This is a genomic window from Mycobacterium sp. NTMscope_MAC_269 (assembly GCF_976985695.1).
Map to the genome: position 1 here is coordinate 3,250,966 of NZ_OZ335668.1, position 26,733 is coordinate 3,277,698.

Below are 26,733 nucleotides of genomic sequence, written 5' to 3' on the forward strand. Positions count from 1 at the left end.
ACCTGCCCCGCCTGCTTGCCCTCGTCTGGTGCGCCAGGCCCGAGACTCCTGGACGCGGTCGGATGTTGCCCAGGTTATGAGCAGGTTGCGGCCGCGGCAAGGATCCGCGGCGTGTTCATGAACCGAACTAAAGCGCCGCTCGGGCGGCCAAGATGAGCCCGACGGCGTCGGCGAGGTCGTCGACCACGATGTCGGTGTCGGCGGATGCCGCGCCGCCGGGGCGAACCAAGATGGTCGCCGTTCCCGCCGCCCTGCCCGCCCTCATGTCGATGTCGCTGTCGCCGATCATCACCGATTCGGTCAAATCGATGTCATGTTCGGCCGCCGCGCGCAACAGCATGCCGGTGCCGGGTTTGCGGCAGTCGCAACTGTTCGCCGCGTGCGGACAGTGGTAAGCGGCATCGATCCGGGCGCCTTCGTCCGCGAGCAGTTGTTGCAGGCGGTTTTGGACGGCGGCGAAATGCGTTGGCTCGGAATCGGGTTCGGAGAGCCATCGCTGGTTGGTCACCAGCACGGTCCGCACGCTCGCGGCGTTCAGGGCGGCCAAGGCCGCGGCCGCGCCGGGCAACAGCGCCAACTCGGCCGGTGATCGGATGTATTCGCCCTCGGGCGCCTTGACATTGATGGTGCCGTCGCGGTCCAGGAAGACGGTGCGCACCTTGCGTAAATCGACGGGGGCCATCGTCGATGTCACGACGGCCTGGGAAACAGTGCCGCTTCGACCATTTCGCAAATGGAGTGGCCCAGGTGCAGGCATGCCTCCTGCACCCGCGCGGTGTCCTCGCTGGGAACCCGGATGCAGATCTCGGCGACGCCGGCCACCTTGCCGCCGCTGGCGCCGGTGAGCGTGACGGTCGTCATCCCCGCCTGACCGGCGACCTCGAGCGCACGGACGACGTTGGGAGAGTTCCCCGACGTGGTCAGCCCGACCACCACATCCCCGGTCCGCCCGGCGGCGAGGACCTGGCGGGCGAACACCTCGTCGTAGGAGTAGTCGTTGCCGATCGCCGTGATCGCCGCCGTCGCATCGGGCAGGCTGATCGCGGCCAGACCGGGACGGTCAAATGCGAAGCGGCCCATGAGCTCTGCCGCCAGGTGCCCGGCGTCTTGCGCCGACCCTCCGTTGCCGAAGAAGATCACCTTTCCACCGGCGCGCAGCGAGCCGATCATCGCACGCGCCACCTCGACGGCCTGCGCGGCGACATCGCCGTGCTGCATCTGCTGCTTGACCGCGATGGTCTCGGCCAGGCGCTGCTGGACCAACTCCGCACTGGGCGAGACCGCGTCCGAGCCGGTCATGCCTGCCATGTCGTCAAACCCTTGCTCTCGAAGGCGAATTCGGTGATACTCGCCTCTGCGCCCTCGAGCGCTTCGATGAGACGGTGCTTTTTGGCGAAGTCGCAGAACAGCAGGATGTATCCTCCGCCACCGGCGCCGGTGAGCTTTCCGCCCAGCGCTCCGTTTTTCAGTGCCAGCTCGTAAAGGTCGTCGATGCGCTCGTTGGTGATGTAGGGCGACATGCGTTTCTTCTGGATCCACGCCTCGCCCAACAGCGCCCCGAAATCGTTCAGCTTGCCTGTCAGCAGCGCGGCCTTCATCGCGACCGCCAAGTCCTTCTGGGCCCGCAGCCCTTCCAGGGTGTCATCCGAACCCGTTGTGGCGCGCCGTGTCTGGTCCTCGATCACGCGCGCGGAGTCCCGCGTGATGCCGGTGTAGCACAGCAGCAGGCTGAGTTCGAGTTCGAAGGCGGTCTCGTCGCGGATCCGCAAAGGGTTGACGATCACGCGGTCGGTGAACTCGATGAAGTTGAATCCGCCGAACGTCGCGGCGTACATGTCCTGCATGCCCCCCGCGATGCCCAGGTCGTCGCGTTCGATGGCACACGCCAATTGGGCGGTCTCGTATTCACCCATGGGCACCCGGTAGTGCTCGGCGAGCAGGCCGGTGAGCGCGACCATCATCGTCGACGACGAACCCAGCCCCGAGCCGGGCGGGGCGCTGGAACGCAGAACCAGGTCGTAGCCGTCCGTGCCGTCACGGCCGAACCGGCGCACCGCGGCCTTGATGAGATCGAGGCTGCCGTCGTAGAGAATTTCGCTGTCGAGCGTCATCTCGTGCGTGGTCTTGAAATCCACCGACTCGATGCTGACCCTGCGATCGGTGCGCGGGGCGAGCGATCCCTGGGCGTAGCGATCGATGGTCGCCGACAGGACGCAGCCACCTTCGGTCGTCGGAAAGGGCGGCACGTCGGTGCCGCCGCCGGCGAACGAGATCCGCAGCGGCGCTCGTGCGCGGATTCGTGGGCGTGTCATGGGGAATCTCTGTCGAGCGGATCGCCCAGCTGCGAGACCACGCGTGCCACGTGCCAACCCCATCGTTCTGCGTCCGGAAGCGCCGCCAGACTAACAGGCTGACCAGCACGATTGTCGGGTTTTCAGCAGTTCTTTCGGGCGGGCTCCAGCACGAAATCGACCACGATCGCGGCCATGTCGTCGATCGCACTGCGAGCGATGACCTCGTAGCCGTGGGTACTCAGCGTGGGCAGGCACAGCAGGCCGGCGCGCGCGGTCAGCCCGCTGGCCTTGGCGTGCGACGCGTCGGATTCGAATGCGCCCAGCGCGGCCGGCTGTGGCGAGAGCCCCCGATCGGTCGCGATTTTGAGCAACCGGTCGGCGACGTCCTTGTCATAGACGCATAACGCGTCGCTGTAGCCGATGATCGGCCCGCCGGCGACGCTGGTGTCGTATTCGCGCTCAGTGGGGCCGACTTCCAGGGCGAGCGTGAGGTCGCCGGGCAGCGTGGCGCTGGCGTAAGTGCCCCCCACCCCGCCAATCTCCTCGTTGGTGGTGAACACGAGGTAGACGTCATCGGCAGGTCGTTGGTCGCGCTCGCGCAGCACGCGGGCGGCGGCCAGCAGCGCGGTGACCGCGGCGCGGTCGTCGAGGAAGTACGCGCCGACGTAATCGCCGATCTCGACCACGGATCGCTTGCTGCGCTCGATGCACACCCGGGTGCCGGCGTGCACACCCGCGGCGGCCAATTCGTCGGGGCTGCGGCCGGTGAAGACGTACACGTGATGCCAGTCCAGCGCGCGGTCGCCCTGGTCGGGTTTCGTCTCCCAGATCCGCGGGCTCTCCTGGGTGGTGTGCTCGGAGCCGAGAGCCAGTACCGCGGTGAGGGTTTCGTTGTCTCCGAGCACGGCGACCGGGCCCAGCCCGAAGTTGCCCGGGTACATGGTGCCCAGCTGCGTCATGTGCAGAGTGCCGTCGGATTCCACGCGCTTGACGATCATCGACAGTTCGTCCATGTGCGCCATCACCCGCGTCGCGGTGCCCGGTATGGCCTCGGTGCGGTGGCGGTGGTCGGGCGCGCCGGCGTCGTTGCCCGAAGCGTCGGCGGCGACGTAGCCGATCAGGTTTCCGGCGTCGTCGGTCCACATGTCGTCGACGACCGGCCGCAGTTCGCGGGCGATGACGGCGCGGACCTCGTCCTCCTGCCCGCACGGTCCATAGGTCCACAGAAGTTCCTGCAGCAAGTGGTCGGTGGCGTCGCGGTCCGGGTGCGCCATGGAATCCTCTCCGTCATCGGGTTCAGAGGATCAGTACCCGCGGTGGCCTGCGGCTACGCCCAACACCCCAATGACGTCAGGCGAGCGCGACGCCGAGTTCCTGGGCAAACACCTTGATCATGTGCTGGACGGCGATTTCGTTGCGGCCGATGATCATGTGGTCGTGCTGGCCGTGCCGGACGCCCTCGCCGCACTGGGGCAGCATCGCGAAGTCCTCGTCGCGAACCGCCGCGTGCACCCCCTCGAAGACCGCGTCGTAGGCCGCTCTCATCTCGTCGTTGGTGGCGGGGATCCGCCCCATCCACGAGTGGCGCACCGTGCACCGGGTCGGCTCGCCGGCGGGCAGCATGTCGATGATCTCCACCCCCACCGGGCTGTTGGCCAGGATGAGGTTCGGATACACCCAGTAGATCACCCCCATGTTCGCCACGGGGTCCAGCGAGGCCGCCGGATCGGTGTGCGCGTTGGTGATCCAGGTGAAGGGAAACCCGATCCGGTGGTGCTTGCCGAATTCGTCGTAGACCATCGTGTTGGCCAGGGTGTTCTGCCCGATCAGGCTCTCGCCGTGGACGTACGGGAAGTGGTAGCCCTCGGCGAACGCCTCCAGGGCGCCCTTCCACGAGACGTCGGAGACGAATTCGCGCTCGGTGTGATAGCCGTAGGACCCGTAGTTCCACAGCGCCAGCTCGGCGCCGAAATCGCCGAGATGGGCGTCCAGATCGATGGTCGCGCCGGCGATCAGCACCGCCCAGATGAAGCCGTGCCGCTCCTCGGAGGGCAGCTCGACCAGGCCGTAGTCCTTGGTGTCCATCGAGTCGAAGCCGGCCTTGCCCGGGACGGTGAACAGTTCGCCGGTGTTCTTATACGTCCAGGCGTGGTACGGGCACACGAAGCGCGAGGCGTTGCCCGAGCCGCAGGCCGGCATCGCGCCCCGGTGCCGGCAGTAGTTGAGCAAGACGTGGCTGGCGCCGAAGCGGTCGCGGGTCACCAGCAGCGAGTCACCGAGCACCGAGCGCACGACGTAGTCGTTCGTGTTCGCCACCTGCGCCGACGGGACGATGGCCAGCGGCACCCGGCGCAGGATCTGCGACTCCTCGATTTCGGTGATCTTGGGGTCGCGGTAGTAGTGCAGCGGCACCCGCAGTTCCCGCTCGGCCAAGTCGGTCGTCTTCTCCAGGGCGTGGCGCAGGCCCCGCCGCGTCAACGTCTCGTCGGTGCCGCTCACCGGGCGGTCGATCGTCGTCACCCTCGTCTCCTTCGCCGGGTTTCGTTTGGACCATACAATCACTATCGTTTGTATTGTCAAGGTCGGGGGCTGACGTGTGCGACGATCACGCCATGCGCCGGCACGGCTGGTCGGGGGACATCCCGGCCGATGACGATGAGGCGGTGGCGCGCATCCTGTCCGCGACGCGACGGGCGATCGACGAGCGCGGGACGGTGAGCGTCTCGGAGGTCGCGTCGACGCTCGGCGTGACCCGGCAGACGATCTACCGGTACTTCCCCACCCACGAGGCGCTTTTGGGCGCGGCGGCGCTGTCGTCGGTCGACGGGTTTCTGGATCGGCTTGCGGCGCATCTGGGTTCGATCACCGACCCCACCGAGGCGGTGGTGGAGGGGATCGCGTACACCTTCGAACAACTCGCCCACGACAAGTACCTGAGCCTGGTGTTCCAGCCCGGCAAGGCCAGCGCGTTCACCGCGGGCGTGACCTCGGACATGGCCATTTCGTTCGGCCGCTCCATCCTGCGGCGATTCGAGGTCAATTGGGCCGCAGCGGGTTTCGCCGACGGCAGGTTCGACGAACTGGTCGAGGTCATGCTGCGCACACTGCAGTCACTCATCGTGGATCCGGGTCGCCCACCGCGCACCAGCCTGGAGTTGCGCAGGTTTCTCGACGACTGGATCGCACCGTCGGTGCGGGCCCACGCCGCCGTCGAACGCTAGCTACCTGCCCGTGAATCGCGGGTCACGTTTGGCGACCCGTTCAGCTCAGGTCGTCCGGGTCTGCCAACGGGACGAGGAGGTGCGACGGCGTCGGCCCGCCCTGGTGCAGTTGATAGCGCCCGCCCACCAACGCTCGGCGGGCCGGCTTGCTGGGCACCAGATGCGGAAAGTCATAGGTGGTGATCGTCAGGCGCAGTCGGTGGCCCGCGTCGATCAACGCGGCCGTCGGAAAGATTTCGACGTCATAGCGGGTGAGCTCCCCGGGCACGACGGGCTGCGCGGCCGCTCGGGTGCTGAGGTGCTGCGGGCGCAGAACGGTGCCATCGGGCAGATACCACGTGCGGTCGGGGTCGAGCTTTCGGTGCGAGCCGAGTAGGGCGCCCTGGGTCAGCGGGCGGCTGGCGCCGTCGGGGGCGACCGCATCGAGGTGGGCGACCCACACCGTCTCGGTGGTGGTGGCTGTCGCGTGGACGGTCAGTGCGATCGGCCCGGCCACCAGCTTCGCCTGACCGAACGGCTCGGTGGTGTAGCACAGCGCCCCGCGCTGCAAACGGCGGTTGTCCTGGTCGTAGCGGATGGTGCGGCCGCGCTGGGAGAACATGAAGCTGCTCAACCCCAGCGACCACTGCTCCAGGCTGCGACCGGACAGGGGTCCGCGCGCCACATAGGTGAGCGGCGCCACGCTGGTCTGCGGCGAGGCATCCGAACTCAACCGACCCGCGTCGGACAGGTAGAAGCGGGTGGGCGCCGCCTCGGCGAGCGGATAGTTGTCGGCGCGATACCAGTTCGAGCTTCCGATCGCCTGGAACGTCAGCGGCTTTCCCGAAATCGCCGCGCGCGCATCGTCTTTGAGCCAATGCTCGAACCAGCGCAACTGCAGCGCGGGAAGGTGCAGGCCGCCGTGGTTCGACACGTGATACCACGGGCCCATCATCAATCGGATTCGATCCGACACCGGCTGGCCGGGTTCCATCGGTGCGTCGTCCGGCCGGCCGACGGCCGCGTTCTGCAGCGCCGCGTAGTTCAGCGGGGCCCCGCGCTGGAACGCGTCGTGCCATCCGCCGACGAGGAAGGTCGCGACGCCGTTGGCGGCGACCTTGGAGAGGACCAGCCCCGGACTCATCGCGTCCCAAAACGGGCCGTCGTAGGCGGTCTCGCCGCCGGCGACCACCTCGGCGATCAGGGGTCGGAAGTAGCGCCGCTGGTCGCGTCCACGCTGGCGAACCGCGGCGAGGCCGCCGGAGCGCGGGCGCTCGTGGCCGCCGCGGGCCAGCCACTCCAGCGTCGGGTTGACCACGTTGAGCAGCGTGTAGACCGACCCGTATCCGCGCACCGCGTGCAGGTGCGGGACGCCGCCCATGGTGGCGGCGTCGCGGTAGAAATCGCGGGCGGCCATCACCGGGAAGATCGCTTTGAGCGGCGAGTCCGGGCCGACGGCGGCCGCGGTAAACAGCTGGTTGATCGCCAGGTAGGACAGCCCCACCATGCCGACGCGGCCGTTGGTGTTGGGCAGCGTCGACGCCCACTGCACCAACTCGACCCCGTCCTGCGTCTGCCGCTCGCCGCACATCTCGAACGACCCGCCCGAGGAACCGGTCCCGCGAACGTCGACCATCACCTCGATGTAGCCGCGCTTGATCAGGTAGGGGGCCGCGCCGCCGCCGATCTGCGCGGCCGGCGGCGGCGCCTTCTTTCCGTAGGGCGTGATCGACAGCAAGACGGGAAACGGGCCCTCGGCGGCGCGTCCGGTCTCGGGCACCGTGGGGTAGTGGATATCGGCCCGCAGATCGACACCGTCGCTCATCGGCACGGCGACGTTGTGCCGCACGCCCACGCCGTAGGTGGCCGGGGGCGGCGTCCACTCCGGTGTGAACGGCGACGGGCTGGTCTTGCGGACGCGTCGCGCAGGTTTGCGCCTGGATCGCAGAGTGGTCCTCGATCTCACCATTGGCAAAGCTCCCCCTGAACCCGCGGCGGCGTCGCCGCGAATCACTCAGAGAATCTAGAGCACCGCCCTCGGTGGGACCTACGGGGTTTATCTGATTTCGTCAGACCGCCTCGTCCTCGACGTCTGCCACCACATGGGCAATGCTCGGATGTAGATGTCGCAGTAGCTCCTCGTCGGAGAACTGCAAGCGTTCGGCCTCGCCCAGGAAATCAGGCGGCCCGGCTGAGCATTGGTAGGCCAATCGGGTGTTTTTCGGCGCCCTCGGCTCGCGCACCGCCTTGCGCTTCTTCAGACGCATCAGCTCGGGATGCATCTTCTTCCGCTGGGAGGGCGCGACCAGCGCACCACGGTTGAAGGTCGTCATACCGAGCTTGTCCGCGATTTCGCAGACCTGAGAAGTCTTCAACCGGTAGCGCCAAGCGATTTGCGAGATCGTGAACCAGCCGCGTGGCATCCGCCAGACCCAGCCTGCGACGGTAATCACCGTCAAGACAATCGCCAGGGTCGCTTCAGGGTGGAACAGCTTTCCGGAGAGCTTGATTGCCGCGATTGCGACTACCAGCATGACGACGAGAGCTGACACGAAGAAAACCTGAGTCGGGCTCACGCCGCCTCCTTGCGTTGCATCGCGAGTATGTCCAACGGTCTCAGAACTGGCTGGCCGCGAAACCGCGACACGCCGTACCGTCACCGGCTCGAGACGCCTCCGATTCGTCCGGAACGGGCGCTGGGGCGATGGCTTAAGATCGGACGAAGTGACAGCCAACTGCCGCTTATCCGGCCCAAAGCTGATACGGAGGGGGCGAATGCCCGTCAGCATCTCCAGCCCGAGCGTGTTCGATGCGGGCTTGCCGACCATCGAGTACGACGTCGCCACCGCCACGCCCGAGCAGGTCTATCCGCAACTGTTGGCGGCGCAGCGACTCGCACCGATCGCGCTGGGGCCCTACGGCCCCGAGGTGCTCTCGTACGAACATGTGCGAACTCTGCTGCGAGACAGTCGGTTTCAGATCCCACCCGGCTACATCCTCGCCGTACAGGGCATCACCTCCGGCCCGCTCTGGGACAAGGTCGTCAATTCGTTGCTGGGCATGGAGGGTGCCAAGCACCAGCGTGTCCGCGGCGTCGTGTCGAAGGCGTTCACGCCCCGCGCGGTCGACCGCCTGCACGCCACGATCACCGAGGTCATCGACGAGCTCGTCGAACCGATCAGCCGCCGGGGCCACTGCGACGTCGTCACCGACATCGCGCGTCCTTATCCCGTGCCCGTCATCTGCGCCCTGCTAGGCGCGCCCCGGGAAGACTGGCAACGGTTTTCGCTGTGGGCCGACGATATCTTCAAGGCGTTCAACTTCACCTTCACCGCCGACGACGAGCCAGCCGTGATGCGCGCCTGGGGCGAACTCGACGACTACGTCGACGACATGATCGCCCGGCGCCGCCACACCCTGACCGACGACCTGCTCTCCGACCTGATCCGCGCCGAGCACGACGGGGACCGACTCGACGCCGGGGAGTTGCGCATGCTCGCCGCGGCCCTGCTCCTCGCGGGCACAGACACGACGCGCAACCAGGTGGCCGCATCCATCGGGGTGCTCTGCGAGCACCCCGGCCAATGGGAGCTCTTGCGAAACGCCCCCGAGTTGGCGATGACCGCCGTCGAGGAGACCCTGCGTCATTCCCCGATCGCCACATCGTTGTTACGCGTCGTGGCCGAGGACGTCGAACTCGCCGGGGTCCACTTCCCCCAGGGAACGCTGGTTTTCGCGAATACCGCTGCGGCCAACCGCGATCCGGCGACCTACGACGACCCCAACCGATTCGACATCACCCGCGAAGGATTGCCGCCCGTACTCAATTTCGGCGCCGGCGTGCACTACTGTCTCGGCGCGAACCTGGCGCGGCGCGAAATCGCCGAAGCGCTGAAAGCCGTCACTCGTCGAATCGCCAGCCCGCGCAAGGCCGGGCCGTCGCCCTGGAAGCCGGTCGTCGGACTTAGCGGTCCGGAGACACTCCCCATCGCCTTCGGCACCTGACGGCTTGTGGTGATTGGCGTCGCGTCATGCGTTGTCGCTTAATGGTGGTGTTGAGCGACAAAAGGTAGTGGTCGGTGATCGAGGCTGTGCCCACTTCAGCCGGGAGGTGCATCGATATGCGTGGCGTTGTCGTGGCAGCCGGGACGGTACTCGTCGCCGCTGCGGGGGTGGCGGCGTGTCATCAGAAACCTGCATGCTGCACCAATCCGCCGGCGGTCAATTTCGACGACTACAAGCCGGTGAACATGCTCGACTATCACACCTTCGAGACTTACGGGTGGAATGGAGTGCAGTTCAGGACGAGCAGCGGCGTGCGGTGCCGGATCTATGACGGCCCGCACTCGTTCCAATACGGCGCGGCAATCGACTGCTGGGGAGCGCTTCCAGGGGTGCCCCCAAATATCAACTCCGCGAGGGTCTCTCAGTGGCGCTTCGAAAAGGGAAGCCTCGCGCCGATCACCACCGGACCTGTTTCACCTGAGGAGGCGGTGTATTCGTTCTTCAGCCACGGCGACCTCAAGGAGCAAGAAACATATATGGACGGGCCCACGGATCGGAAAAACGTCGATCCCGCGAGTTACCACCTGCTGGCGACAGGACAAAAGATCGTGGTTCCGGGCGGTCGTCCCGGCGATCAGAGCGTGAACGATGCGGTATGTGCAGCAGGCACCGATGATCTGCTCGCATGCGAGCTCCAAAACATGGGTTGGGACCGCCGTGTGACGCACGGCTTCCGGCTCTCGCCGCACGGAAGTCAGGTGTATTAGCCGGTGAAATCACCAAGCCACCCAAAGCATTAGGAGTCCAGCAAGACTATGGCGATGTTATTGCTGGTCTTCAAGGTTGCGGTGATCGCGTTCATCGTCGGTGGTACGGTCGCCCCGATCACCCGGGGCGTCAGACGCTCACGAGCGAATCGACTGGACCCACGGTGGAAGGAGTACGCCGGCCAATCCGGCTACGAAGCGTGCGCGCACGGCACCATGCCCAATACCCCGCTGCCCGAATGGGTCCACTGGGATGAGGGGTTCGACGACGATCGCGCCGCGGGACGCTGAGCGCTTCACTCTGCTTTCGGAGAACGCGACTTCGTCCGACCGCTGGACAAGCCATCAAAGACGCTGGGCCGTATTTTGTGGAGCTAAGGGGAATCGAACCCCTGACCTACTCGATGCGAACGAGTCGCGCTACCAACTGCGCCATAGCCCCTGATCGCTAGCAGGCTACCAGCCGCGGCACCCACCGCCGAAACGCGAGCACTATTCGCCGACGGCGCGCGGCAAGTCCCGGGGCCAACCGTAGGTCCGCATCGCCATCGCGTAGTCCAGGTGCTCGAAGACGGGGTCCTCGTCGTCGATTTCCAGCACCACCGCGCCGGGGCGCCGCAGCCGCGACGGGACCACGTCGTAGTCGCGGTCGTAGGCGTTCTCGACGCCGAGGCGCGCCCGCGCCATCCGCTGCGCACGGCGGCGGCGCACCTTCTCTTCGATGCGCGTCTGGCGGCGCAGGTAACCCAGGTACAGCAGGGTGATGCCGATCGCGCTGCCACACACCCACCAGGCGCTCGGCGAGACCTTGAACGCCGCGGTGGCCGAGCCGATCAAAAAGACCGCCATCGCCATCAAGACCTTCTTGCGGAACGCGTACTTGCGGGCGCTGACCGCGGCGGCGGTCTTGGCGTCGAGGCGGCGCCTCCGGGCGGCGTTGCGCGGAAGTGGTGCGGGTACCTCGTCGTCGGCGTCGTCGGCGTCGGCGGCGGGCTCCAATCCGGACGAGTCCTCGACGTATTCGTAGCGGTCCTCGTCGTCGTGTTTGGCGACGGCCTCGGTGGCCTCGGTGTCGACGTCGTCCGCGACGGGCCCGGTGGGTTCGTCGTCGAGGTCTCCGGTCGCAGAACCGCTGGCCCCCACCGGAAGTGCGGCCGAATCCTCGACGACGTCGACGTCAAGATAGTCCGGCTCCTCGGCGGTTTCGGCGACGGCCATCTTCATGACCACCGGGCGCCGGCGGCTCAGCTCGTCGGTGTCGGCGTCGTCGTCCATCTCCCGGTCATCGTCCCCGGAGTGCTCCTCGTCCAGGTCGGTGTCGGCCGAGTCTTCCGGCGGCTGCCAGTCGGGATCGCTGCGGTGGCCGGCGGCCGGACCGCTGCGCTTGATCAGCCGGGAGTTGGCCCCGCCGTTGAGGACTCGGGTCGCCAAGGCTACGTCGCTGGTGCGCCGCACGGCGTCACGTTTGCTGACGAGCATCGGCACCAAGACGAACAGCCACAGCACCACGAGCGATATCCACAACAATGACTGCGGGATGCTTGGCATGATGACCTGCTCTCTGTGGTTCTCATCCCCCGCGAAGCCCATCGGTGGCCAACGCGGCCGGGTCATGACGACCAGGACAATTACACACCTGTAATTTGCCTCCCACAAGCACCACGAGTCACTCGTGTCGCGCTAGTCCCAAATCGGCATAAATTTGGTCTCTTCGGAGCGTCACCGAAATGCGCAATCAATCGGCGGCGGTCACGCCCAACTTGCGTTACCGGCACGGACCAGCGCCGATGCCACCGATCCAGAGACCTCCTCGACGGTGATGGCCATCAACAGGTGATCGCGCCACGCCTTGTCGACTTCCAGATAGCGCTGCAACACGCCCTCCTGGCGAAACCCCACCTTTGCCAACACGGCCCGGCTCGCGGCGTTTTCCGGGCGCACGGTGGCCTCCACCCGGTGCAACATCACCGGCCCGAAGCAATGATCGAGCCCCAGCGCCAAGGCCGCCGTCGCCACCCCGCCGCCGGTGGCCGAGCGCGGCACCCAGTAGCCGATCCACGCCGACCGCAACGCGCCGTGGGTGACGTTGCCGACCGTCAGCTGGCCGCAGAACTGCCCGTCGAGTTCGATGACGTAGGGCAACATCCGTCCCTGCCGCGCCTCCGCGCGCAGGCCGGAACACAGCGCCGGCCAGGCGGCGACGGCATGCCGGGCCGTCCAGTCACCCTCGGAACTGGGCTCCCACGGTTCCAGATGCGCGCGATCGCTCAGCCGGATGCGGCTCCACTGCGCGCCGTCGCGCAGCCGCACTGCCCGCAGCCGGACCACCCCGGCCGGAACCCGCAGTGGCCCAACGCTCATCGGCCAACCCGGATGACGAGAAGTGGAGCGCAACAGGTTCACCATGGACGCAGTCGTTCCGCTCAGCCGCGCTGAGCCAGGAAGGCGACGTCGACGATTTCGCCCGTGCGGATCTGCTCGGCGCCACTGGGCACCACCACCAGGCAGTTGGCTTCGGCCAGGGTGGCCAGCAGGTGCGACGACGCGCCCGGTGCGCCGCCGAGGGCCTGTACCAGATACTCCCCACTCTCCTGGTCGCGCATCAGTTGGCCGCGCAGGTAACCCTTGCGCCCGGCCACCGACGTGATGGGCGACAGGGTGCGGGCCTGCACGATGCGGCGCATCGGCTGACGCTTGCCCAGCGACAACCGGATCAGCGGGCGCACCATCACTTCGAAGACCACCAGCGCGCTCACCGGATTGGCCGGCAACAGGAACGTGGGAACCCCCTCGCGGCCCAGCTGGCCGAAGCCCTGAACGGACCCGGGATGCATCGCGACCCGCACGACCTCGACCTCGCCGAGCTCCGAGAGCACCGAGCGCACCACCTCGGCCGCGGCGCCCCCGACCGCCCCGGCGACGACGATGACCTCGGCGCGATTGATCTGGCCCTCGACGATGTCACGAAGCTCCTTGGGACCGCCGCCGACGATGCCCACGCGGTTGACCTCGGCACCGGCATCGCGGGCCGCCGCCGCCAGCGCATAGGAGTTGACGTCGTAGACCTGCCCGTTTCCCGGGGTGCGGGAGATGTCGACCAGCTCGCCGCCCAGCGCCATGATCGTGACCCGCGGTCGCGGATGGACCAGCACCCGTTCACGACCGACCGCGGCCAGCAGCCCGACCTGGGCTGCGCCGATCACCGTTCCGGCGCGCACCGCGACGTCACCGGGTTGGACGTCGTCGCCGGCGCGGCGCACGTAGGCACCCGATGGCGCCCCGCGGTAGATCCGCACGCGCGACGTCCCGCCGTCGGTCCACCGCAGCGGCAGGACCGCGTCGGCCAGGGTGGGCAGCGGGGCCCCGGTTTGCACCCGGACGGCCTGGCGTGGCTGCAAGCGGCTCGGGGTGCGCGAACCCGCCTCGACGAGGCCCATCACCGGCAACACCAGCCCGTCGCGGGCGTCGTTCTCGGGTGAGTCGTCGATCGGCGCGGGGAGGCTGTCGTTGCCCACCTCGCCGACCCCGAGGACGTCGACACTGCGCACCGCATAGCCATCGATCGCGGCCTGATCGAAACCGGGCATCGGGCGTTCGGTCACCACTTCTTCGGCGCACATCAACCCCTGCGCCTCGGCGATCGCCACACGGATGGGCCGCGGGGCCACCGCGGCAGCCGTGATCCGGGCCTGCTGCTCTTCCACCGAACGCACAGCGCGCCTCTCTGCCCTCGATGCCCTGACGGGCGTCGCCCTCAATGCCAGACGACGGGCGGCCCGCCGGCCGGGCTACCGCTCGGCCAGGCCCAATCGCGCCACCAACCATTGCCGCAAATCCGGGCCGTAGTCGTCACGATCCAATGCAAAGTCAACCGCAGCCTTGAGGTAGCCGCCAGGATTTCCCAAGTCGTGTCGAGATCCGCGGTGCACGACCACATGCACCGGGTGGCCCTCCGAAATCAGCAGCGCGATTCCATCGGTGAGTTGCACTTCGCCGCCGGCCCCGCGCTCGATGCGGCGCAACGCGTCAAAGATGGCGCGGTCGAGCACGTACCGTCCCGCCGCGGCGAACAGCGATGGCGCGTCGTCGGCCTTGGGTTTCTCGACCATGCTCTTGACCCGCAGCACGTCGGGGTTGTCATCGTCGGGCACCGGCTCGACGTCGAAAACCCCGTAGGCGCTGATCTCTTCGGGAGTGACCTCGATGGCGCACAACACGGTCCCGCCGTAGTGGGCCCGCACCTTCGACATCGTGCCCAGCACGCCGGTCGGTAGCACCAAGTCGTCGGGCAGCAGCACCGCGATCGCGTCCTCGTCGTCGGACAGCCGCGATTCCACACACCCGATCGCGTGGCCCAGCCCCAGCGGTTCGCTCTGCACGACGGACTCGACCTTGATCAGTCGCGGCGCGCGGCGGACCTTGTCGAGCATCGCGGTCTTGCCGCGCTCCTCCAACGTGCTTTCCAGCACCAGGTCTTCGACGAAGTGCGCGACGACGCCGTCCTTGCCCTCGGAGGTGATGATCATCAGGCGTTCGGCGCCGGCCTCGGCCGCCTCGGCGGCGACCAGCTCTATGCCCGGGGTATCGACCACCGGCAGCAGTTCCTTGGGCACCGTTTTGGTCGCCGGCAAGAAGCGGGTACCGAGACCGGCGGCGGGCACCACAGCCGTGCGTGGCACCACCACGTTTGGGCATGACATTGTTCACACGATAACCCGCATCCTCGTTGCCGAGTCGATGTGGCGCGGGCAAAGTCCCGGCTGTCATGGTTGACGCATGGCAACCACGGGCAAGGCCGCGTTGCGCGAACAGCTACTCGCGGCCCGGCGCCGCGTTGCCGATGACGTTCGGGCCACCGAGGCGGACCTGCTGCGGGAACAACTGGAAGCCCCGGGAAGCGTTGTGGCCAGCGGCAGCACGGTCTGCGCCTACGTCCCGGTGGGCACCGAGCCGGGATCTATCGAGCTGCTGGACATGTTGCTGCGGCGCGCCGGACGAGTACTGCTGCCCGTTGCGCGCACCACCGCCGACAACACACCGTTGCCGCTGTCCTGGGGCGAATACCGGCCCGGCACGCTGACCACCGGCCGGTGGGGATTGCTCGAGCCCCCGCAGCCGTGGCTGCCGGCGTCGGCCCTGGCGGAAGCCGCCCTGGTGCTGGTGCCGGCGCTGGCCGTCGACCGCGGCGGCGTGCGGTTGGGTCGCGGCCGGGGTTTCTACGACCGCTCGCTGGGCGACCGCGACCCCCGAGCGCCACTGGTCGCGCTCGTCCGCGATGCGGAATTGCTCGACGAGATCCCGTCCGGTCCGCACGACGTCCCCATGACCCATGCCCTCACGCCGCGGCAAGGTCTGATCGCCCTCGATTCGCACTGACATGTCGGGAATGAGACACGTCACGTGGCGGTTCTAGCACTTGAGACGCTAGAGTGCTAACCAGGTTTGCAATCATCCGGAGGTTTTCGTGCCGACTTACAGCTATCAATGCACCGAGTGCGACGATCGCTTCGACATCGTGCAGGCCTTCACCGACGACGCGCTGACCACGTGCGAGCGCTGCTCCGGTCGGCTGCGCAAGCGCTTCAATTCCGTCGGAGTGGTGTTCAAGGGCAGCGGTTTCTACCGCACCGACAGCCGCGAATCCGGCAAGAAGTCGAGCAGCTCCACCAATGGTTCCTCGTCGAGCGACTCGGGATCGAGCTCGGGCTCGAGCGAAAAGTCCAGTTCCAGTGACAAGTCGGGCTCGAGTGAGAAGTCGAGCAGCAGCTCGACACCGTCCGCCGCCGCAGCCACCAACTGAGGGTTATCCACACCGACGTCGCTGAGCGGCGACTCGGGTGCCGCGTTGCGCCTACCGTTGCGGCGTGGGCGAATCATCGCTGAACCCAAGCGCATTGAGCCGTCTGTCGCTGTGGTTGCGGCCGGACTGGACTCGCACCGTGCTGGCGCGCCGTGTCGCCGCGGGCGGGCTGGTCGTGCTGGCCGCAATCGCCGCGCTGCGCTCCAATCCCGCCGGTGACTACACGCAGGTGGTGGTCGCCGACCACGACCTGCGGCCCGGCACCGCGTTGACGGCCGCCGATGTTCGACTCGAAAAGCGTTTGGCCTCAACAGTTCCCGACGGCGCACGCGCTGAGGTGGACGCGGTGGTGGGTTCGACGCTGGCCGGCCCGGCCCGGCGCGGCGAGGTGCTCACCGACGTCCGGCTACTGGGCAGCCGCCTGGCCGACGCGGCCATCGCGTCGCAGGCGGGACCGGGGGCGCGCATCGTGCCGCTGCATCTGGCGGACGGCGCCTTGATCGACCTCGTTCGGGCCGGGGACGTGGTCGACGTGTTGGCCGCCCCGGCAACCGGTGCGCCGGAAACCGCCCACGCCGCCCCCAAGGTGGTGGCCACCGACGCCGTCGTAGTGCTCGTGTCGGCCAAGGAAAAACTCCAGGCCACCGACGGTGACCGCGTAGTGTTGGTTGCGCTGCCGGCTCGTGTGGCGAACACGGTGGCGGGCTCGGCGCTGGGCCAGACGGTGACGCTCACCCTGCACTGAGTACGTGACCACGGGGGGTCACGCGGCCTGCAGCAAACTCTGTCCAGTCCCAGAAAGGCCATTCCCAATGCTCAAAGGGTTCAAGGAGTTTCTCTCGAGGGGCAACATCGTCGACCTGTCTACCGCGGTGGTCATCGGTACTGCCTTCACCGCATTGGTCACGCAGTTCACCGACAGCATCATCAAGCCGTTGATCAACCGGATCGGCGTCAACCAGCAATCCAATCTCGGCATCCTGCGGATCGGCATCGGTGGCGGCCAGACCATCGACCTGAACAACGTTCTGTCCGCCGCGATCAACTTCATCATCATCGCCGCGGTCGTCTACTTCCTGGTCGTGCTGCCGTACACCACGCTGCGCAAACGCGGGGAGGTGGAGCCGGCCGACGACGCGCAGGTCGTCCTGCTCACCGAAATCCGCGACCTGCTCTCGCAAACCAACGGCGACTCGTCGGGCAAGCACGGGAGTGTGACGACCACGCCCCCACCGGAGCACGGGCCGCGCGCGGAGGCCGAATCGCAGTGACCCGTTTTGGGTCCCGGACTTAGATCTCGAGGCTCGACAGCTGCCCGATGATCTGGGCCGCCAACGGATTCAGCGTCGCCATTCCGTCACGCACCGCATAGCGGGAGCCGGCCAGGTTGACCACCAACGTACTGCCGGAGACCCCGGCCAGACCGCGTGACAGCCCGGCATCGACGATGCCCGCGGACAGCCCCGAACCGCGGATCGCCTCTGCGATGCCGAGGATTTCGCGATCCAGGATCTCGCGGGTGGCCTCCGGGGTGACGTCGCGTGGGGTGACTCCCGTCCCGCCGACCGAGACGACCAGATCCACCCCGCCGATCACGGCGGTGTTCAGCGCATTGCGGATCTCGACCTCGTCGGCGGCCACCGCCACCACACCGTCGACGACGAATCCCGCCTCGGTCAGCAGCTCGGTGACCAACGGGCCGCTATGGTCCTCGTCTCCGTGCGCGGTGCGATCGTCGACCACCACGACCAGAGCCCGACCCACTACCAACTCCGCCCCCGTTTCCATGGGTGCAACCGTATATCCGAGCTCCGACAGCCCCGTCGCCGAGGGTTCGTCCACTCTCACTATTGGTCCGCCTTTCCGAGAGTGACGGGCAAAGTCCGGCTGCCGCCGCCGGCGGGGTCTTGGAAGGTCAGCGTGATCTTGTCGCCGGGCGCCCGCGACCGCACCGCGGCCACCAGCGCGTCGGCGCTGTTGATCGGGCGGTCGTCGACCTTGGTGACGACCACGTTCTTGGGCACGCCGGCGGCCGCGGCGGCGCCGCCCGCGACGACGTCGACGACCTTGGCGCCCGGGGTGCCCTTGTCGCTGGTCACCTGGACACCGAGCGAGGCGTGCGACGCCTTGCCCGTAGCGATCAGCTCGTCGGCGATGCGCTTGGCCTGGTCGACCGGTATCGCGAAGCCAAGGCCGATCGAACCACTCTGGGCGTCCGGCGACTCACCACCCAGGGTGGCGATGGCCGAGTTGACGCCCACCAGCTGGCCGCTCATGTTGACCAACGCGCCGCCGGAGTTACCGGGGTTGATCGCGGCATCGGTCTGAATCGCGTCCAGCACGGTGTTTTGGTTGCCCGACTCACCCGTCGTGGACACCGGCCGGTTCAGCGCGCTCACGATGCCGGTGGTCACGGTGCCCGACAGGCCCAACGGCGACCCGATCGCCACCACCGGCTGACCGACATGCAGATCCGACGAGGAGCCCAGCGAGATGGGCGTGAGCCCGGACATGCCCTGCACCCGAATCACGGCGATGTCGCTGGTGGGGTCGGTACCGACCACCGTGAACGGGGCGGTGCGACCGTCAGAGAAGGTCACCGTGGTTTTCGGCGTGGGGCCACCCGGGCCGCCGGGAGGCGGCGGAGCCCCGGGAGGACCCCCGGGAGCCTTGGGAGATCCCGCCGCGGCCGCGACCACGTGGTTGTTGGTCAGGATCAGCCCGTCGGTCGACAGGACGATCCCGGAGCCCTCTTCGGACTGCCGTCCGATATCGGTCTCCAGCATCACGACGCTGGGCACGACCTTGGAGGCCACCTGTTCGACGCTGCCCGGTGGCATGTTTGCGGCGGGCACGCTGGGCGCCGCTCCCACCACGCGCCCGCCGCCGTTGCCCGACGCGTGGTCGCCAAGCTCGATGGCCGTCGCGGCCGCGCCGCCGATACCGGCCGACACCACCGCGATGGCCAACGCCCCGGCGGTCAAAAGTCCTGCGCGAGAACGCTTTCGAGGTTCCGGCGCGGCCGTCATGCCGGGCAGCATGCCGGGAATCGGAGCCGTGCCGGCGCCCCCGGGCACCGGGCCGGCGCCAGCGATCCGGCCAGGCCCGGTGGTGCTGAACGGTTCGTAGGGCGGACGGAACTGGCTGGGCTGCGACGGCTGCGACCGATAGCGCCAGTCGAACTGCTGGTTGTACGGCTGCTGTTGCCCCTGGGCATAGCCTGAGGGCCCCGCGTGGCTCGGGACGGGCGCAGTCTGATTCGGCGCGGGAGGGTATCCCGGCTGCTGCGGCGGTGGCGAATACCTCGGGTCATTCGTCATGTCGCTAAGTCGCTCTTCCTCTATCTCAGTGTTTCGGCAAGTCGACGGCTGGGTTTAACAGTAGCCGCAGACCTACCTTGCCCGCGCGGACTGAGAGTCCACTGAGATAACGTTCGCCGATTCCCGAGAGTTCGCCGCGTCGCCGGCCACCGCAACCCCTGGGTCGGTGGCGGCGTCTACCTGGCCGCTTTCCGGGTCGGTCGGTGGCAGTGGCCGTCCGGGCAACAGCACATAGAAGGAGGTACCCGGGGGTTGACCGCCGGGGACGGTGTCCTCGACGCGCAGCAATCCGCCGTGGTTGAGCACGACCTTCTTGACGATCGCCAGCCCAAGACCGGAGCCGGGCATGGCCCGCGCCGTCGTCGAACGATAGAACCGTTCGAACACCAGCCGGCGCTCTTGCGGCGGAATGCCGGGGCCGTGGTCGGCGACCACCAGCTCCGCGTGCGACGGGTCGAGTTGTCGCATGGTGACGCCGACGTGGCCGCCGGGCGGGCTCCACTTGGCCGCGTTGTCCAGCAGGTTCAGGACGGCACGCGAGAGGCCGGCCGCGTCGCCGTACATCTGCCACGGCGTCACGTCGACGTCGAAGTGAATGTCGTTGCGGCGCCGCCTGACTCGCTCGAGGCTGCGATCGACCACCTCGGACATGTCGACGGGTTCGTGCACCACCTGGCCGGCGTCGTCGCGGGTGAGGTCCACCAAATCGCCTACCAGAGTGGACAATTCCTCGATCTGCGCCAGCACGTCGGCGCGCAGGTCGACCATCTCCTGCTCGGGTAGCCGCGGCGCTCCCGGTTCCATCGACGCCATCAGCAGCTCGACGTTGGTCCGCAGCGACGTCAGCGGGGTGCGCAGTTCGTGCCCGGCGTCGGTGACCAGCCGCGCCTGCCGCTCCCGCGACTCGGCCAGTGCCCGCAGCATCAGGTTGAACGACTCGGTGAGCCGGGCCAATTCGTCGCTGCCGAACACGGGTATGGGCCGCAGGTCGTCGGTGCGCGCGACGCGTTCGGCGGCTTCGGTCAGGCGACCCACCGGGCGCAGGCCGGCCCGGGTCACCATGCCGCCCGCGACCGCGGCGACGGCCACCCCGACACCGCCGACGATCAGCAGCACCCAGCGCAGTTTGTTCATCACCGCCTCGGTCGGCTTGAGGCTCTTGGAGATCAGCAACGAGGTGCCGTTCTGCAGGTGGACAGCGAGGATCCGCTGATCGCCGGCGGTACGTCGCGACATGAACAGATCGCCGTGGATGACCGCCTTTTCCGGCGGGCCGACCGGCAGCGTCTGACCGGGCTGCTGGGCGGTGTAGATCGCGTGGCCCGGGTTCACCAGGATCGCGTTGACGTCCGAGTAGGCGGTGCCTTCGATCGCTTTACCGGGGTCCGCGGCCAGCGAACCGCTGGCGATCAACAGCTGGGCCCGGCTTTGCAGCTGGTTGTCGATGTCGCTGTACAGCGCGGCCGAAATCACGGCGTAGACGGCGAACGCCATCAGCACCACCACCATCGCGACCATCGACATCGCCAGCAGCATCACCCGCCACCGCAACGACAGCGACGGGGTGGCGCGCAGCGGTGGGCGCATGGGTGGGCGCGGTGGCCGGGGGAACTTGATCATCGTGGGGATTGCAGCATCACGGTGGCGTCTCCCGAAGGACGTAACCCACCCCGCGCACCGTGTGGATCAGCCGCGACTCACCATCGGCTTCGGTCTTGCGGCGCAGATAGCCCACATAGACCTCCAGCGCATTGCCCGAAGTGGGGAAGTCGAATCCCCAGACCTCCTCGAGGATGCGGCTGCGGGTGAGCACGCGGCGCGGATTGGCGATCAGCATCTCGAGCAATGCGAATTCGGTGCGCGTCAGGCTGATCCGTCGCTCCCCGCGGGTGACCTCGCGGGTCACCGGGTCGAGGGTGAGATCGGAGAACTTCATCGCCACCGATTCGGCGTCGTCCTCCGGCTTGGTCCGGCGCAGCAGCGCGCGCATCCGGGCCAGCAGTTCTTCCAAGGCGAACGGCTTCGGCAGATAGTCGTCCGCGCCGGCGTCCAGGCCGGCGACGCGTTCGGAGACCGAATCGCGCGCCGTGAGCACCAGGATCGGCAAGTCATCACCGGTGCTGCGGAGCTGGCGGCACACCTCGAGGCCGTCCAGCCGCGGCATCATCACATCCAGGACGAGCGCGTCGGGGCGATCGCTGGCGATCAGTTCGAGGGCTTCGACCCCGTCATGGGCCAACTCGACCGAGTAGCCGTTGAAGGACAACGACCTACGTAGCGACTCGCGCACCGCGCGATCGTCGTCGACGACCAGTATTCGCACGGCCCCTAGTTTCGTCCCACCGCCTGAGACTGACCTGAGAGGCGCGCCGGTGAGGGGCTAGCGGCGGGCCCCCGCCGTCGGTCTAGCGGCGGTCGAGGTCGATCAGGCCGAGGCGGGCCGCCTTGAGCAGCCTGCGGGGCACTTTGTGCCGCTGACCTGCGACCGTGACACCGACGAGTTCGGTCTTCTCGGCCTTCCACTGCGCGCGCCGGCTACGGGTGTTCGCGCGCGACATTCTGCGCTTGGGTACGGCCATGGTCGGGCCTAACTCCTCAATGTGGCTTGCGGTTCGGCATGTCGCGCGGCGTGGCCGGGAGGCTGAACGGGCGACGATCGGGTATCAGGATAGTCGCTGGTCCGCTCGTCGCCAAAACGGACGCCCGCGCGCTCCGATGCCGGGCAAGACCCTGGCGCACCCGCCCCGAAGTGGGATCCTTGACGTGACACCCGCGGTACCCGATAACCTACCGGTTGGTTGGTTGGGTCTCACCGGTGAATCCCTGAATGGAGGACGGGCATGGCCTCTGCTTCCGGTGCTTCCGGTGGTGGCGTCCGGATCGCGAACTGCTCCGGGTTCTACGGCGACCGGCTGTCGGCCATGCGCGAAATGCTCACCGGCGGCGAGGTCGACTACCTCACCGGCGACTACCTGGCCGAACTCACCATGCTGATCCTGGGCCGGGACCGGATGAAGCACCCCGAGCGCGGCTACGCCAAGACCTTTCTGACCCAGCTCGAGGACTGCCTGGGCGAGGCCCGTGACCGCGGGGTCCGCATCGTGGCCAACGCCGGCGGCCTCAACCCCGCCGGGCTGGCCGACGCGATCCGTGCCCTGACGGAGCGCCTGGGTATCGACGCCCGAATCGCCCACGTGGAAGGTGACGACCTGTTGCCGCGCGCCGCGGAACTGGGGCTGGGCAGCCCGCTGACCGCGAACGCCTACCTGGGTGCCTGGGGCATCGTCGACTGCCTGGCCGACGGCGCCGACGTCGTCGTCACCGGCCGGGTCACCGACGCCTCGGTGATCGTCGGGGCGGCCGCCGCCCACTTCGGTTGGGACCGCACCGACTACGACCGGCTCGCCGGCGCCGTCGTCGCCGGCCACGTCATCGAATGTGGGGTCCAGGCCACCGGCGGCAACTACTCGTTCTTCACCGAAGTCGCCGACCTCACCCACGCCGGCTTTCCCCTGGCCGAGGTCGACGCCGACGGATCCTCGGTGATCACCAAGCACCCGGGCACCGGCGGTCTGGTCAGCGTCGACACCGTCACCGCCCAGCTGCTCTACGAGATCACCGGAGCGCGCTACGCCAATCCCGACGTCACCGCCCGGATGGACACCGTCGAGCTCGCGTCCGACGGGCCCGACCGGGTGCGCATCAGCGGCGTGCGCGGCGAAGCCCCGCCGCCCACCTACAAGGTGTCGCTGAACAGCATCGGCGGATTCCGCAACTCGATGACCTTCGTGCTCACCGGCCTGGACATCGAAGCCAAGGCCGAGTTGGTGCGCCGGCAACTCGACGCCGCGCTCACTGTCAAGCCCGCCGAACTCGAGTGGACCCTGGCCCGCACCGACCACGCCGACGCCGACACTGAGGAAGCCGCCAGCGCGTTGCTGCACTGCGTCGTCCGCGACCCCGACCCCGCCAACGTCGGACGTCAATTCTCCTCGGCCGCAGTGGAGTTGGCGCTCGCCAGCTACCCGGGATTCCACGTCACCGCCCCGCCGGGCGACGGCCAGGTCTATGGCGTGTTCACACCCGGCTACGTCGACGCCGACCAGGTGCCGCACGTCGCGGTGCACGCCGACGGCACCCGGATCGATATCCCCTGCGCCACTGACACTTTGGAGCTCTCGCCAGCCGCTACGCCACCGCTTCCGGAACCCCTACCCGACGGGCCGACCCGGCGCGCGCCGCTGGGCCGCATCGCCGGGGCCCGCAGCGGCGACAAGGGAGGATCCGCCAACGTCGGCGTCTGGGCCCGCACCGACGACCAATGGCGATGGCTGGCCCACACATTGACCGTCGAGCGACTCAAGGAGCTGTTGCCAGAGGCGGCGGACTTCGGCGTGACCCGCCACCTGTTGCCGAATCTGCGGGCGGTCAACTTCGTCATCGACGGCATCCTCGGCCAGGGCGTCGCCTACCAGGCCCGATTCGATCCTCAAGCCAAGGGGCTGGGCGAATGGCTGCGCAGCCGCTACCTCGACATCCCGGAGAGTCTCCTGTGAATCTTTGGACCACGCCCGAGCGCGAGCAACTGCGAAAGACGGTGCGCTCGTTCGCAGAACGCGAAATTCTGCCCCACGTCGACGAATGGGAGCGCGGCGGCGAGCTGCCGCGCGAATTGCACCGCAGCGCCGGGGCCGCCGGGCTGCTGGGTGCGGGCTTTCCCGAATCGGTCGGCGGCGGGGGCGGCGACGGCGCCGACGCGGTGATCATCTGCGAGGAGATGCATCAGGCCGGGGCCCCGGGCGGTGTGTTCGCGTCGCTGTTCACCTGCGGCATCGCGGTGCCCCACATGATCGCCTCCGGCGACGCGCGGCTCATCGAGGAGTTCGTCCGCCCGACGCTGGCGGGTGAGAAGATCGGTTCGCTGGCCATCACCGAGCCCGGCGGCGGTTCCGACGTCGGGCACCTGCGGACCTCCGCCGTCCGCGATGGTGACCACTTCATCGTCAACGGCGCCAAGACCTACATCACCTCCGGGGTTCGCGCTGACTACGTTGTCACCGCGGCGCGCACCGGAGGCCCTGGCGCGGCTGGGGTTTCGTTGATCGTGGTCGAGAAGGGCGCACCCGGCTTTGAAGTGACGCGCAAGTTGGACAAGATGGGCTGGCGGTCCTCGGACACCGCCGAGCTGTCCTATACCGACGTCCGCGTGCCGGTGGCCAACCTGGTCGGCGCCGAGAACAGCGGGTTCGCCCAGATCGCCCAGGCCTTCGTCGCGGAGCGTATCGGGCTTGCCGCGCAGGCATATTCGAGCGCACAGCGCTGCCTGGACCTGACGGTGCAGTGGTGTCGCGATCGTGAGACGTTCGGTCGTCCGCTGATCTCGCGGCAGTCGGTGCAGAACACTCTGGCCGAGATGGCCCGACGCATCGACGTGGCCCGCGTCTACTCGCGCACCGTGGTCGAACGCCAGCTCGCCGGCGAGACGAATCTGATCCCGCAGGTGTGTTTCGCGAAGAACACCGCCGTCGAGGCCGGCGAATGGGTCGCCAACCAGGCCGTCCAGCTGTTCGGCGGGATGGGCTACATGGCCGAATCCGAGGTCGAGCGCCAATACCGGGACATGAGGATTTTGGGCATCGGCGGCGGAACCACCGAAATCCTGACCGCACTATCCGCCAAACTCCTGGGATTCCAATCATGATCACACCGGCTCCTTCTCATCGCTTCGCTCTGCATCGTGGGCGGCGGTCATGACCGTGCTGCAGTCCACCCTCAACCGCGACGACGCCGTGTTCACCGAGGCGGCGTCGGCGGCGATCACCAAACTCGACGAGATCGACGCCGAGCTGGCCAACGCCCTGGCGGGCGGTGGACCCAAATATGTTGAGCGCCATCATGACCGCGGCAAGCTGACCGCGCGCGAACGCATCGAATTGCTCGTCGACGCGGACTCCCCCTTCCTGGAGCTGAGCCCGCTGGCGGCCTGGGGCAGCGCCTTCAAGGTCGGCGCCAGCACCGTCACCGGCATCGGCGTGGTGGAAGGCGTCGAATGCATGATCGTCGCCAACGACCCCACGGTCAAAGGCGGCACCAGCAACCCATGGACGCTGAAGAAGATCCTGCGGGCGAACCAGATCGCCTTCGAGAACCGGCTTCCGGTGATCTCACTCGTGGAATCCGGTGGCGCGGACCTGCCCACCCAGAAGGAGATCTTCATCCCCGGCGGGCGGATGTTCCGCGACCTGACGCGGCTTTCGGCGGCCGGGATCCCCACTATCGCATTGGTATTCGGCAACTCCACCGCGGGCGGCGCCTACGTCCCCGGGATGTCCGATCACGTGGTGATGATCAAGGAACGGTCCAAGGTTTTCCTCGCCGGTCCCCCGCTGGTGAAGATGGCCACCGGCGAGGAATCCGATGACGAATCGCTGGGCGGCGCCGAAATGCATGCCCGGGTCTCGGGTCTGGCGGACTACTTCGCCGTCGACGAACTCGACGCGATCCGCATCGGCCGCCGCATCATCGCCCGGCTCAATTGGGGCAAGCAGGGCCCGAAACCCAAACCGATCACCGAGCCGCTGTTCGACACCGAGGAGCTCATCGGCATCGTTCCCGCGGATCTGCGCATCCCGTTCGATCCCCGTGAAGTGATCGCCCGCATCGTCGACGGCTCCGAATTCGACGAGTTCAAGCCGCTGTATGGATCCTCCCTGGTGACGGGCTGGGCTCAGCTGCACGGCTATCCGATCGGGATCCTGGCCAACGCGCGTGGGGTGCTGTTCAGCGAGGAGTCGCAAAAGGCCACCCAGTTCATCCAGTTGGCCAACCGCTCCAACACGCCACTGCTGTTCCTGCACAACACCACCGGCTACATGGTGGGCAAGGACTACGAAGAGGGCGGGATGATCAAGCACGGCGCGATGATGATCAACGCCGTATCCAATTCGACGGTCCCGCACATCTCGCTGCTGATCGGCGCCTCCTACGGCGCGGGGCACTACGGCATGTGCGGCCGCGCCTACGATCCGCGCTTCCTGTTCGCGTGGCCGACGTCGAAGTCCGCGGTGATGGGCGGCGCACAGCTTTCGGGTGTGCTGTCAATCGTGGCCCGCGCCGCCGCGGAAGCCCGGGGCCAACAGGTCGACGAGGAGGCCGACGCGGCGATGCGGGCCGCGGTCGAAGGCCAGATCGAAGCGGAGTCGCTGCCGCTGGTGTTGTCCGGAATGCTCTACGACGACGGGGTGATCGACCCCCGCGACACCCGCACCGTCCTGGGAATGTGTTTGTCTGCCATCGCCAATGGCCCGATCAAGGGGACGTCGAACTTCGGCGTCTTCCGGATGTGAG

The 26,733-nt window shown here is 67.7% G+C and carries 27 protein-coding genes and 1 tRNA gene; 11 read left to right on the top strand and 17 right to left on the bottom strand.

The window, feature by feature from the left end; all coding sequences use genetic code 11:
* Positions 1–127 precede the first annotated feature (127 nt).
* The 5 genes from ACZ50Z_RS15005 to ACZ50Z_RS15025 all read right to left on the bottom strand — a co-directional run bounded on the left by ACZ50Z_RS15005 (position 128) and on the right by ACZ50Z_RS15025 (position 4,814).
* Entirely contained in the window at positions 128–682 is a 555-nt protein-coding gene (locus tag ACZ50Z_RS15005) for a D-glycero-alpha-D-manno-heptose-1,7-bisphosphate 7-phosphatase (RefSeq protein ID WP_464484261.1), read from the bottom strand.
* 8 nt (positions 683–690) lie between these two features.
* Positions 691–1,308 carry a D-sedoheptulose-7-phosphate isomerase gene (locus ACZ50Z_RS15010; RefSeq protein ID WP_464484262.1) on the bottom strand — a complete coding sequence of 206 codons (618 nt, stop codon included), beginning with the start codon at positions 1,306–1,308 and terminating at the stop codon, positions 691–693.
* Positions 1,296–2,312, bottom strand: coding sequence for a GHMP family kinase ATP-binding protein (locus ACZ50Z_RS15015; protein WP_464484263.1), 1,017 nt, complete (start codon positions 2,310–2,312; stop codon positions 1,296–1,298). Before ACZ50Z_RS15015 ends, ACZ50Z_RS15010 begins: the two co-directional genes overlap by 13 nt.
* A gap of 122 nt (positions 2,313–2,434) precedes the next feature.
* A complete protein-coding gene (locus ACZ50Z_RS15020) occupies positions 2,435–3,568 on the bottom strand; it encodes a M28 family peptidase (protein WP_464484264.1) in 1,134 nt (377 codons plus the stop codon).
* Between the two features lie 76 nt (positions 3,569–3,644).
* Positions 3,645–4,814: an aromatic ring-hydroxylating oxygenase subunit alpha gene (locus ACZ50Z_RS15025; RefSeq protein ID WP_464484265.1), complete on the bottom strand. Its 1,170-nt coding sequence runs from the start codon at positions 4,812–4,814 to the stop codon at positions 3,645–3,647.
* A 92-nt stretch (positions 4,815–4,906) separates the two neighbouring features.
* On the opposite strand from ACZ50Z_RS15025, the gene ACZ50Z_RS15030 reads away from it, so the two are divergent.
* Positions 4,907–5,515 (top strand): TetR/AcrR family transcriptional regulator, encoded by a 609-nt coding sequence (locus tag ACZ50Z_RS15030; protein ID WP_464486251.1) that lies wholly within the window; start codon positions 4,907–4,909, stop codon positions 5,513–5,515.
* A 40-nt stretch (positions 5,516–5,555) separates the two neighbouring features.
* On the opposite strand, the gene ACZ50Z_RS15035 is transcribed toward ACZ50Z_RS15030, so the two are convergent.
* Positions 5,556–7,349 carry a CocE/NonD family hydrolase gene (locus ACZ50Z_RS15035; protein ID WP_464486252.1) on the bottom strand — a complete coding sequence of 598 codons (1,794 nt, stop codon included), beginning with the start codon at positions 7,347–7,349 and terminating at the stop codon, positions 5,556–5,558.
* A gap of 214 nt (positions 7,350–7,563) precedes the next feature.
* Positions 7,564–8,070: a formate dehydrogenase gene (locus ACZ50Z_RS15040; RefSeq protein ID WP_464484266.1), complete on the bottom strand. Its 507-nt coding sequence runs from the start codon at positions 8,068–8,070 to the stop codon at positions 7,564–7,566.
* Positions 8,071–8,269: 199 nt separating this feature from the next.
* Between ACZ50Z_RS15040 and ACZ50Z_RS15045 the strand changes: the two genes are divergently transcribed.
* The 3 genes from ACZ50Z_RS15045 to ACZ50Z_RS15055 all read left to right on the top strand — a co-directional run bounded on the left by ACZ50Z_RS15045 (position 8,270) and on the right by ACZ50Z_RS15055 (position 10,557).
* Entirely contained in the window at positions 8,270–9,499 is a 1,230-nt protein-coding gene (locus ACZ50Z_RS15045) for a cytochrome P450 (protein ID WP_464484267.1), read from the top strand.
* A 74-nt stretch (positions 9,500–9,573) separates the two neighbouring features.
* Positions 9,574–10,266, top strand: coding sequence for a hypothetical protein (locus tag ACZ50Z_RS15050; RefSeq protein WP_464484268.1), 693 nt, complete (start codon positions 9,574–9,576; stop codon positions 10,264–10,266).
* Between the two features lie 48 nt (positions 10,267–10,314).
* Positions 10,315–10,557, top strand: coding sequence for a hypothetical protein (locus tag ACZ50Z_RS15055; protein ID WP_464484269.1), 243 nt, complete (start codon positions 10,315–10,317; stop codon positions 10,555–10,557).
* A gap of 78 nt (positions 10,558–10,635) precedes the next feature.
* Here ACZ50Z_RS15055 and ACZ50Z_RS15060 read toward each other — a convergent pair.
* The 5 genes from ACZ50Z_RS15060 to ACZ50Z_RS15080 all read right to left on the bottom strand — a co-directional run bounded on the left by ACZ50Z_RS15060 (position 10,636) and on the right by ACZ50Z_RS15080 (position 14,966).
* Positions 10,636–10,708 (bottom strand) — tRNA-Ala (locus ACZ50Z_RS15060).
* Positions 10,709–10,758: 50 nt separating this feature from the next.
* Complete coding sequence (gene sepX, locus ACZ50Z_RS15065; protein ID WP_464484270.1) at positions 10,759–11,814, bottom strand: divisome protein SepX/GlpR; 1,056 nt, start codon at positions 11,812–11,814, stop codon at positions 10,759–10,761.
* 201 nt (positions 11,815–12,015) lie between these two features.
* Positions 12,016–12,669 (bottom strand): GNAT family N-acetyltransferase, encoded by a 654-nt coding sequence (locus ACZ50Z_RS15070; protein WP_464486253.1) that lies wholly within the window; start codon positions 12,667–12,669, stop codon positions 12,016–12,018.
* 20 nt (positions 12,670–12,689) lie between these two features.
* A complete protein-coding gene (gene glp / locus ACZ50Z_RS15075; protein ID WP_464484271.1) occupies positions 12,690–13,979 on the bottom strand; it encodes a molybdotransferase-like divisome protein Glp in 1,290 nt (429 codons plus the stop codon).
* Between the two features lie 75 nt (positions 13,980–14,054).
* Complete coding sequence (locus ACZ50Z_RS15080; protein ID WP_464484272.1) at positions 14,055–14,966, bottom strand: UTP--glucose-1-phosphate uridylyltransferase; 912 nt, start codon at positions 14,964–14,966, stop codon at positions 14,055–14,057.
* Between the two features lie 76 nt (positions 14,967–15,042).
* On the opposite strand from ACZ50Z_RS15080, the gene ACZ50Z_RS15085 reads away from it, so the two are divergent.
* The 4 genes from ACZ50Z_RS15085 to mscL all read left to right on the top strand — a co-directional run bounded on the left by ACZ50Z_RS15085 (position 15,043) and on the right by mscL (position 17,337).
* Positions 15,043–15,642: a 5-formyltetrahydrofolate cyclo-ligase gene (locus ACZ50Z_RS15085; protein WP_464484273.1), complete on the top strand. Its 600-nt coding sequence runs from the start codon at positions 15,043–15,045 to the stop codon at positions 15,640–15,642.
* An 88-nt stretch (positions 15,643–15,730) separates the two neighbouring features.
* The gene (locus ACZ50Z_RS15090; protein WP_464484274.1) at positions 15,731–16,066 is read left to right on the top strand and encodes an FmdB family zinc ribbon protein; all 336 of its coding nucleotides are present in this window, start codon (positions 15,731–15,733) and stop codon (positions 16,064–16,066) included.
* 64 nt (positions 16,067–16,130) lie between these two features.
* Positions 16,131–16,811, top strand: coding sequence for an SAF domain-containing protein (locus ACZ50Z_RS15095; protein ID WP_464484275.1), 681 nt, complete (start codon positions 16,131–16,133; stop codon positions 16,809–16,811).
* 67 nt (positions 16,812–16,878) lie between these two features.
* Positions 16,879–17,337 carry a large-conductance mechanosensitive channel protein MscL gene (gene mscL, locus ACZ50Z_RS15100; RefSeq protein WP_464484276.1) on the top strand — a complete coding sequence of 153 codons (459 nt, stop codon included), beginning with the start codon at positions 16,879–16,881 and terminating at the stop codon, positions 17,335–17,337.
* Positions 17,338–17,356: 19 nt separating this feature from the next.
* Here the strand turns inward: mscL and ACZ50Z_RS15105 are convergent, their stop codons facing one another.
* From ACZ50Z_RS15105 to rpmF, 5 genes are all read right to left on the bottom strand, one after another.
* Positions 17,357–17,854: a MogA/MoaB family molybdenum cofactor biosynthesis protein gene (locus tag ACZ50Z_RS15105; protein ID WP_067167795.1), complete on the bottom strand. Its 498-nt coding sequence runs from the start codon at positions 17,852–17,854 to the stop codon at positions 17,357–17,359.
* 59 nt (positions 17,855–17,913) lie between these two features.
* On the bottom strand, positions 17,914–19,386 hold the full coding sequence (locus ACZ50Z_RS15110; protein WP_464484277.1) for a S1C family serine protease: 1,473 nt from the start codon (positions 19,384–19,386) through the stop codon (positions 17,914–17,916).
* Between the two features lie 72 nt (positions 19,387–19,458).
* A complete protein-coding gene (locus tag ACZ50Z_RS15115) occupies positions 19,459–21,006 on the bottom strand; it encodes a HAMP domain-containing sensor histidine kinase (protein WP_464484278.1) in 1,548 nt (515 codons plus the stop codon).
* A 16-nt stretch (positions 21,007–21,022) separates the two neighbouring features.
* Positions 21,023–21,709 carry a two-component system response regulator MprA gene (gene mprA / locus ACZ50Z_RS15120; RefSeq protein ID WP_464484279.1) on the bottom strand — a complete coding sequence of 229 codons (687 nt, stop codon included), beginning with the start codon at positions 21,707–21,709 and terminating at the stop codon, positions 21,023–21,025.
* Between the two features lie 82 nt (positions 21,710–21,791).
* Complete coding sequence (gene rpmF / locus ACZ50Z_RS15125; protein WP_003872812.1) at positions 21,792–21,965, bottom strand: 50S ribosomal protein L32; 174 nt, start codon at positions 21,963–21,965, stop codon at positions 21,792–21,794.
* Positions 21,966–22,226: 261 nt separating this feature from the next.
* On the opposite strand from rpmF, the gene ACZ50Z_RS15130 reads away from it, so the two are divergent.
* Genes ACZ50Z_RS15130 through ACZ50Z_RS15140 form a run of 3 tightly spaced genes read left to right on the top strand, consistent with a single transcriptional unit; the run spans position 22,227 to position 26,732 of the window.
* Positions 22,227–23,942: an acyclic terpene utilization AtuA family protein gene (locus tag ACZ50Z_RS15130; protein WP_464484280.1), complete on the top strand. Its 1,716-nt coding sequence runs from the start codon at positions 22,227–22,229 to the stop codon at positions 23,940–23,942.
* A complete protein-coding gene (locus tag ACZ50Z_RS15135) occupies positions 23,939–25,087 on the top strand; it encodes an acyl-CoA dehydrogenase family protein (protein WP_464484281.1) in 1,149 nt (382 codons plus the stop codon). Before ACZ50Z_RS15130 ends, ACZ50Z_RS15135 begins: the two co-directional genes overlap by 4 nt.
* Before the next feature lie 55 nt (positions 25,088–25,142).
* Positions 25,143–26,732 (top strand): acyl-CoA carboxylase subunit beta, encoded by a 1,590-nt coding sequence (locus ACZ50Z_RS15140; protein WP_464486254.1) that lies wholly within the window; start codon positions 25,143–25,145, stop codon positions 26,730–26,732.
* Position 26,733: the final 1 nt, after the last annotated feature.

Coding starts and splice junctions, on each gene's coding strand:
- ACZ50Z_RS15030 (WP_464486251.1), top strand. CDS start 4,907: ATGCGCCGGCACGGCTGGTCGGGGGACATCCCGGCCGATGACGATGAG.
- mscL (WP_464484276.1), top strand. CDS start 16,879: ATGCTCAAAGGGTTCAAGGAGTTTCTCTCGAGGGGCAACATCGTCGAC.
- ACZ50Z_RS15005 (WP_464484261.1), bottom strand. CDS start 682: ATGGCCCCCGTCGATTTACGCAAGGTGCGCACCGTCTTCCTGGACCGC.
- ACZ50Z_RS15015 (WP_464484263.1), bottom strand. CDS start 2,312: ATGACACGCCCACGAATCCGCGCACGAGCGCCGCTGCGGATCTCGTTC.
- ACZ50Z_RS15010 (WP_464484262.1), bottom strand. CDS start 1,308: ATGGCAGGCATGACCGGCTCGGACGCGGTCTCGCCCAGTGCGGAGTTG.
- ACZ50Z_RS15045 (WP_464484267.1), top strand. CDS start 8,270: ATGCCCGTCAGCATCTCCAGCCCGAGCGTGTTCGATGCGGGCTTGCCG.
- ACZ50Z_RS15105 (WP_067167795.1), bottom strand. CDS start 17,854: ATGGAAACGGGGGCGGAGTTGGTAGTGGGTCGGGCTCTGGTCGTGGTG.
- ACZ50Z_RS15115 (WP_464484278.1), bottom strand. CDS start 21,006: ATGATCAAGTTCCCCCGGCCACCGCGCCCACCCATGCGCCCACCGCTG.
- rpmF (WP_003872812.1), bottom strand. CDS start 21,965: ATGGCCGTACCCAAGCGCAGAATGTCGCGCGCGAACACCCGTAGCCGG.
- ACZ50Z_RS15020 (WP_464484264.1), bottom strand. CDS start 3,568: ATGGCGCACCCGGACCGCGACGCCACCGACCACTTGCTGCAGGAACTT.
- sepX (WP_464484270.1), bottom strand. CDS start 11,814: ATGCCAAGCATCCCGCAGTCATTGTTGTGGATATCGCTCGTGGTGCTG.
- ACZ50Z_RS15080 (WP_464484272.1), bottom strand. CDS start 14,966: ATGTCATGCCCAAACGTGGTGGTGCCACGCACGGCTGTGGTGCCCGCC.
- ACZ50Z_RS15130 (WP_464484280.1), top strand. CDS start 22,227: ATGGCCTCTGCTTCCGGTGCTTCCGGTGGTGGCGTCCGGATCGCGAAC.
- ACZ50Z_RS15055 (WP_464484269.1), top strand. CDS start 10,315: ATGGCGATGTTATTGCTGGTCTTCAAGGTTGCGGTGATCGCGTTCATC.
- ACZ50Z_RS15110 (WP_464484277.1), bottom strand. CDS start 19,386: ATGACGAATGACCCGAGGTATTCGCCACCGCCGCAGCAGCCGGGATAC.
- ACZ50Z_RS15085 (WP_464484273.1), top strand. CDS start 15,043: ATGGCAACCACGGGCAAGGCCGCGTTGCGCGAACAGCTACTCGCGGCC.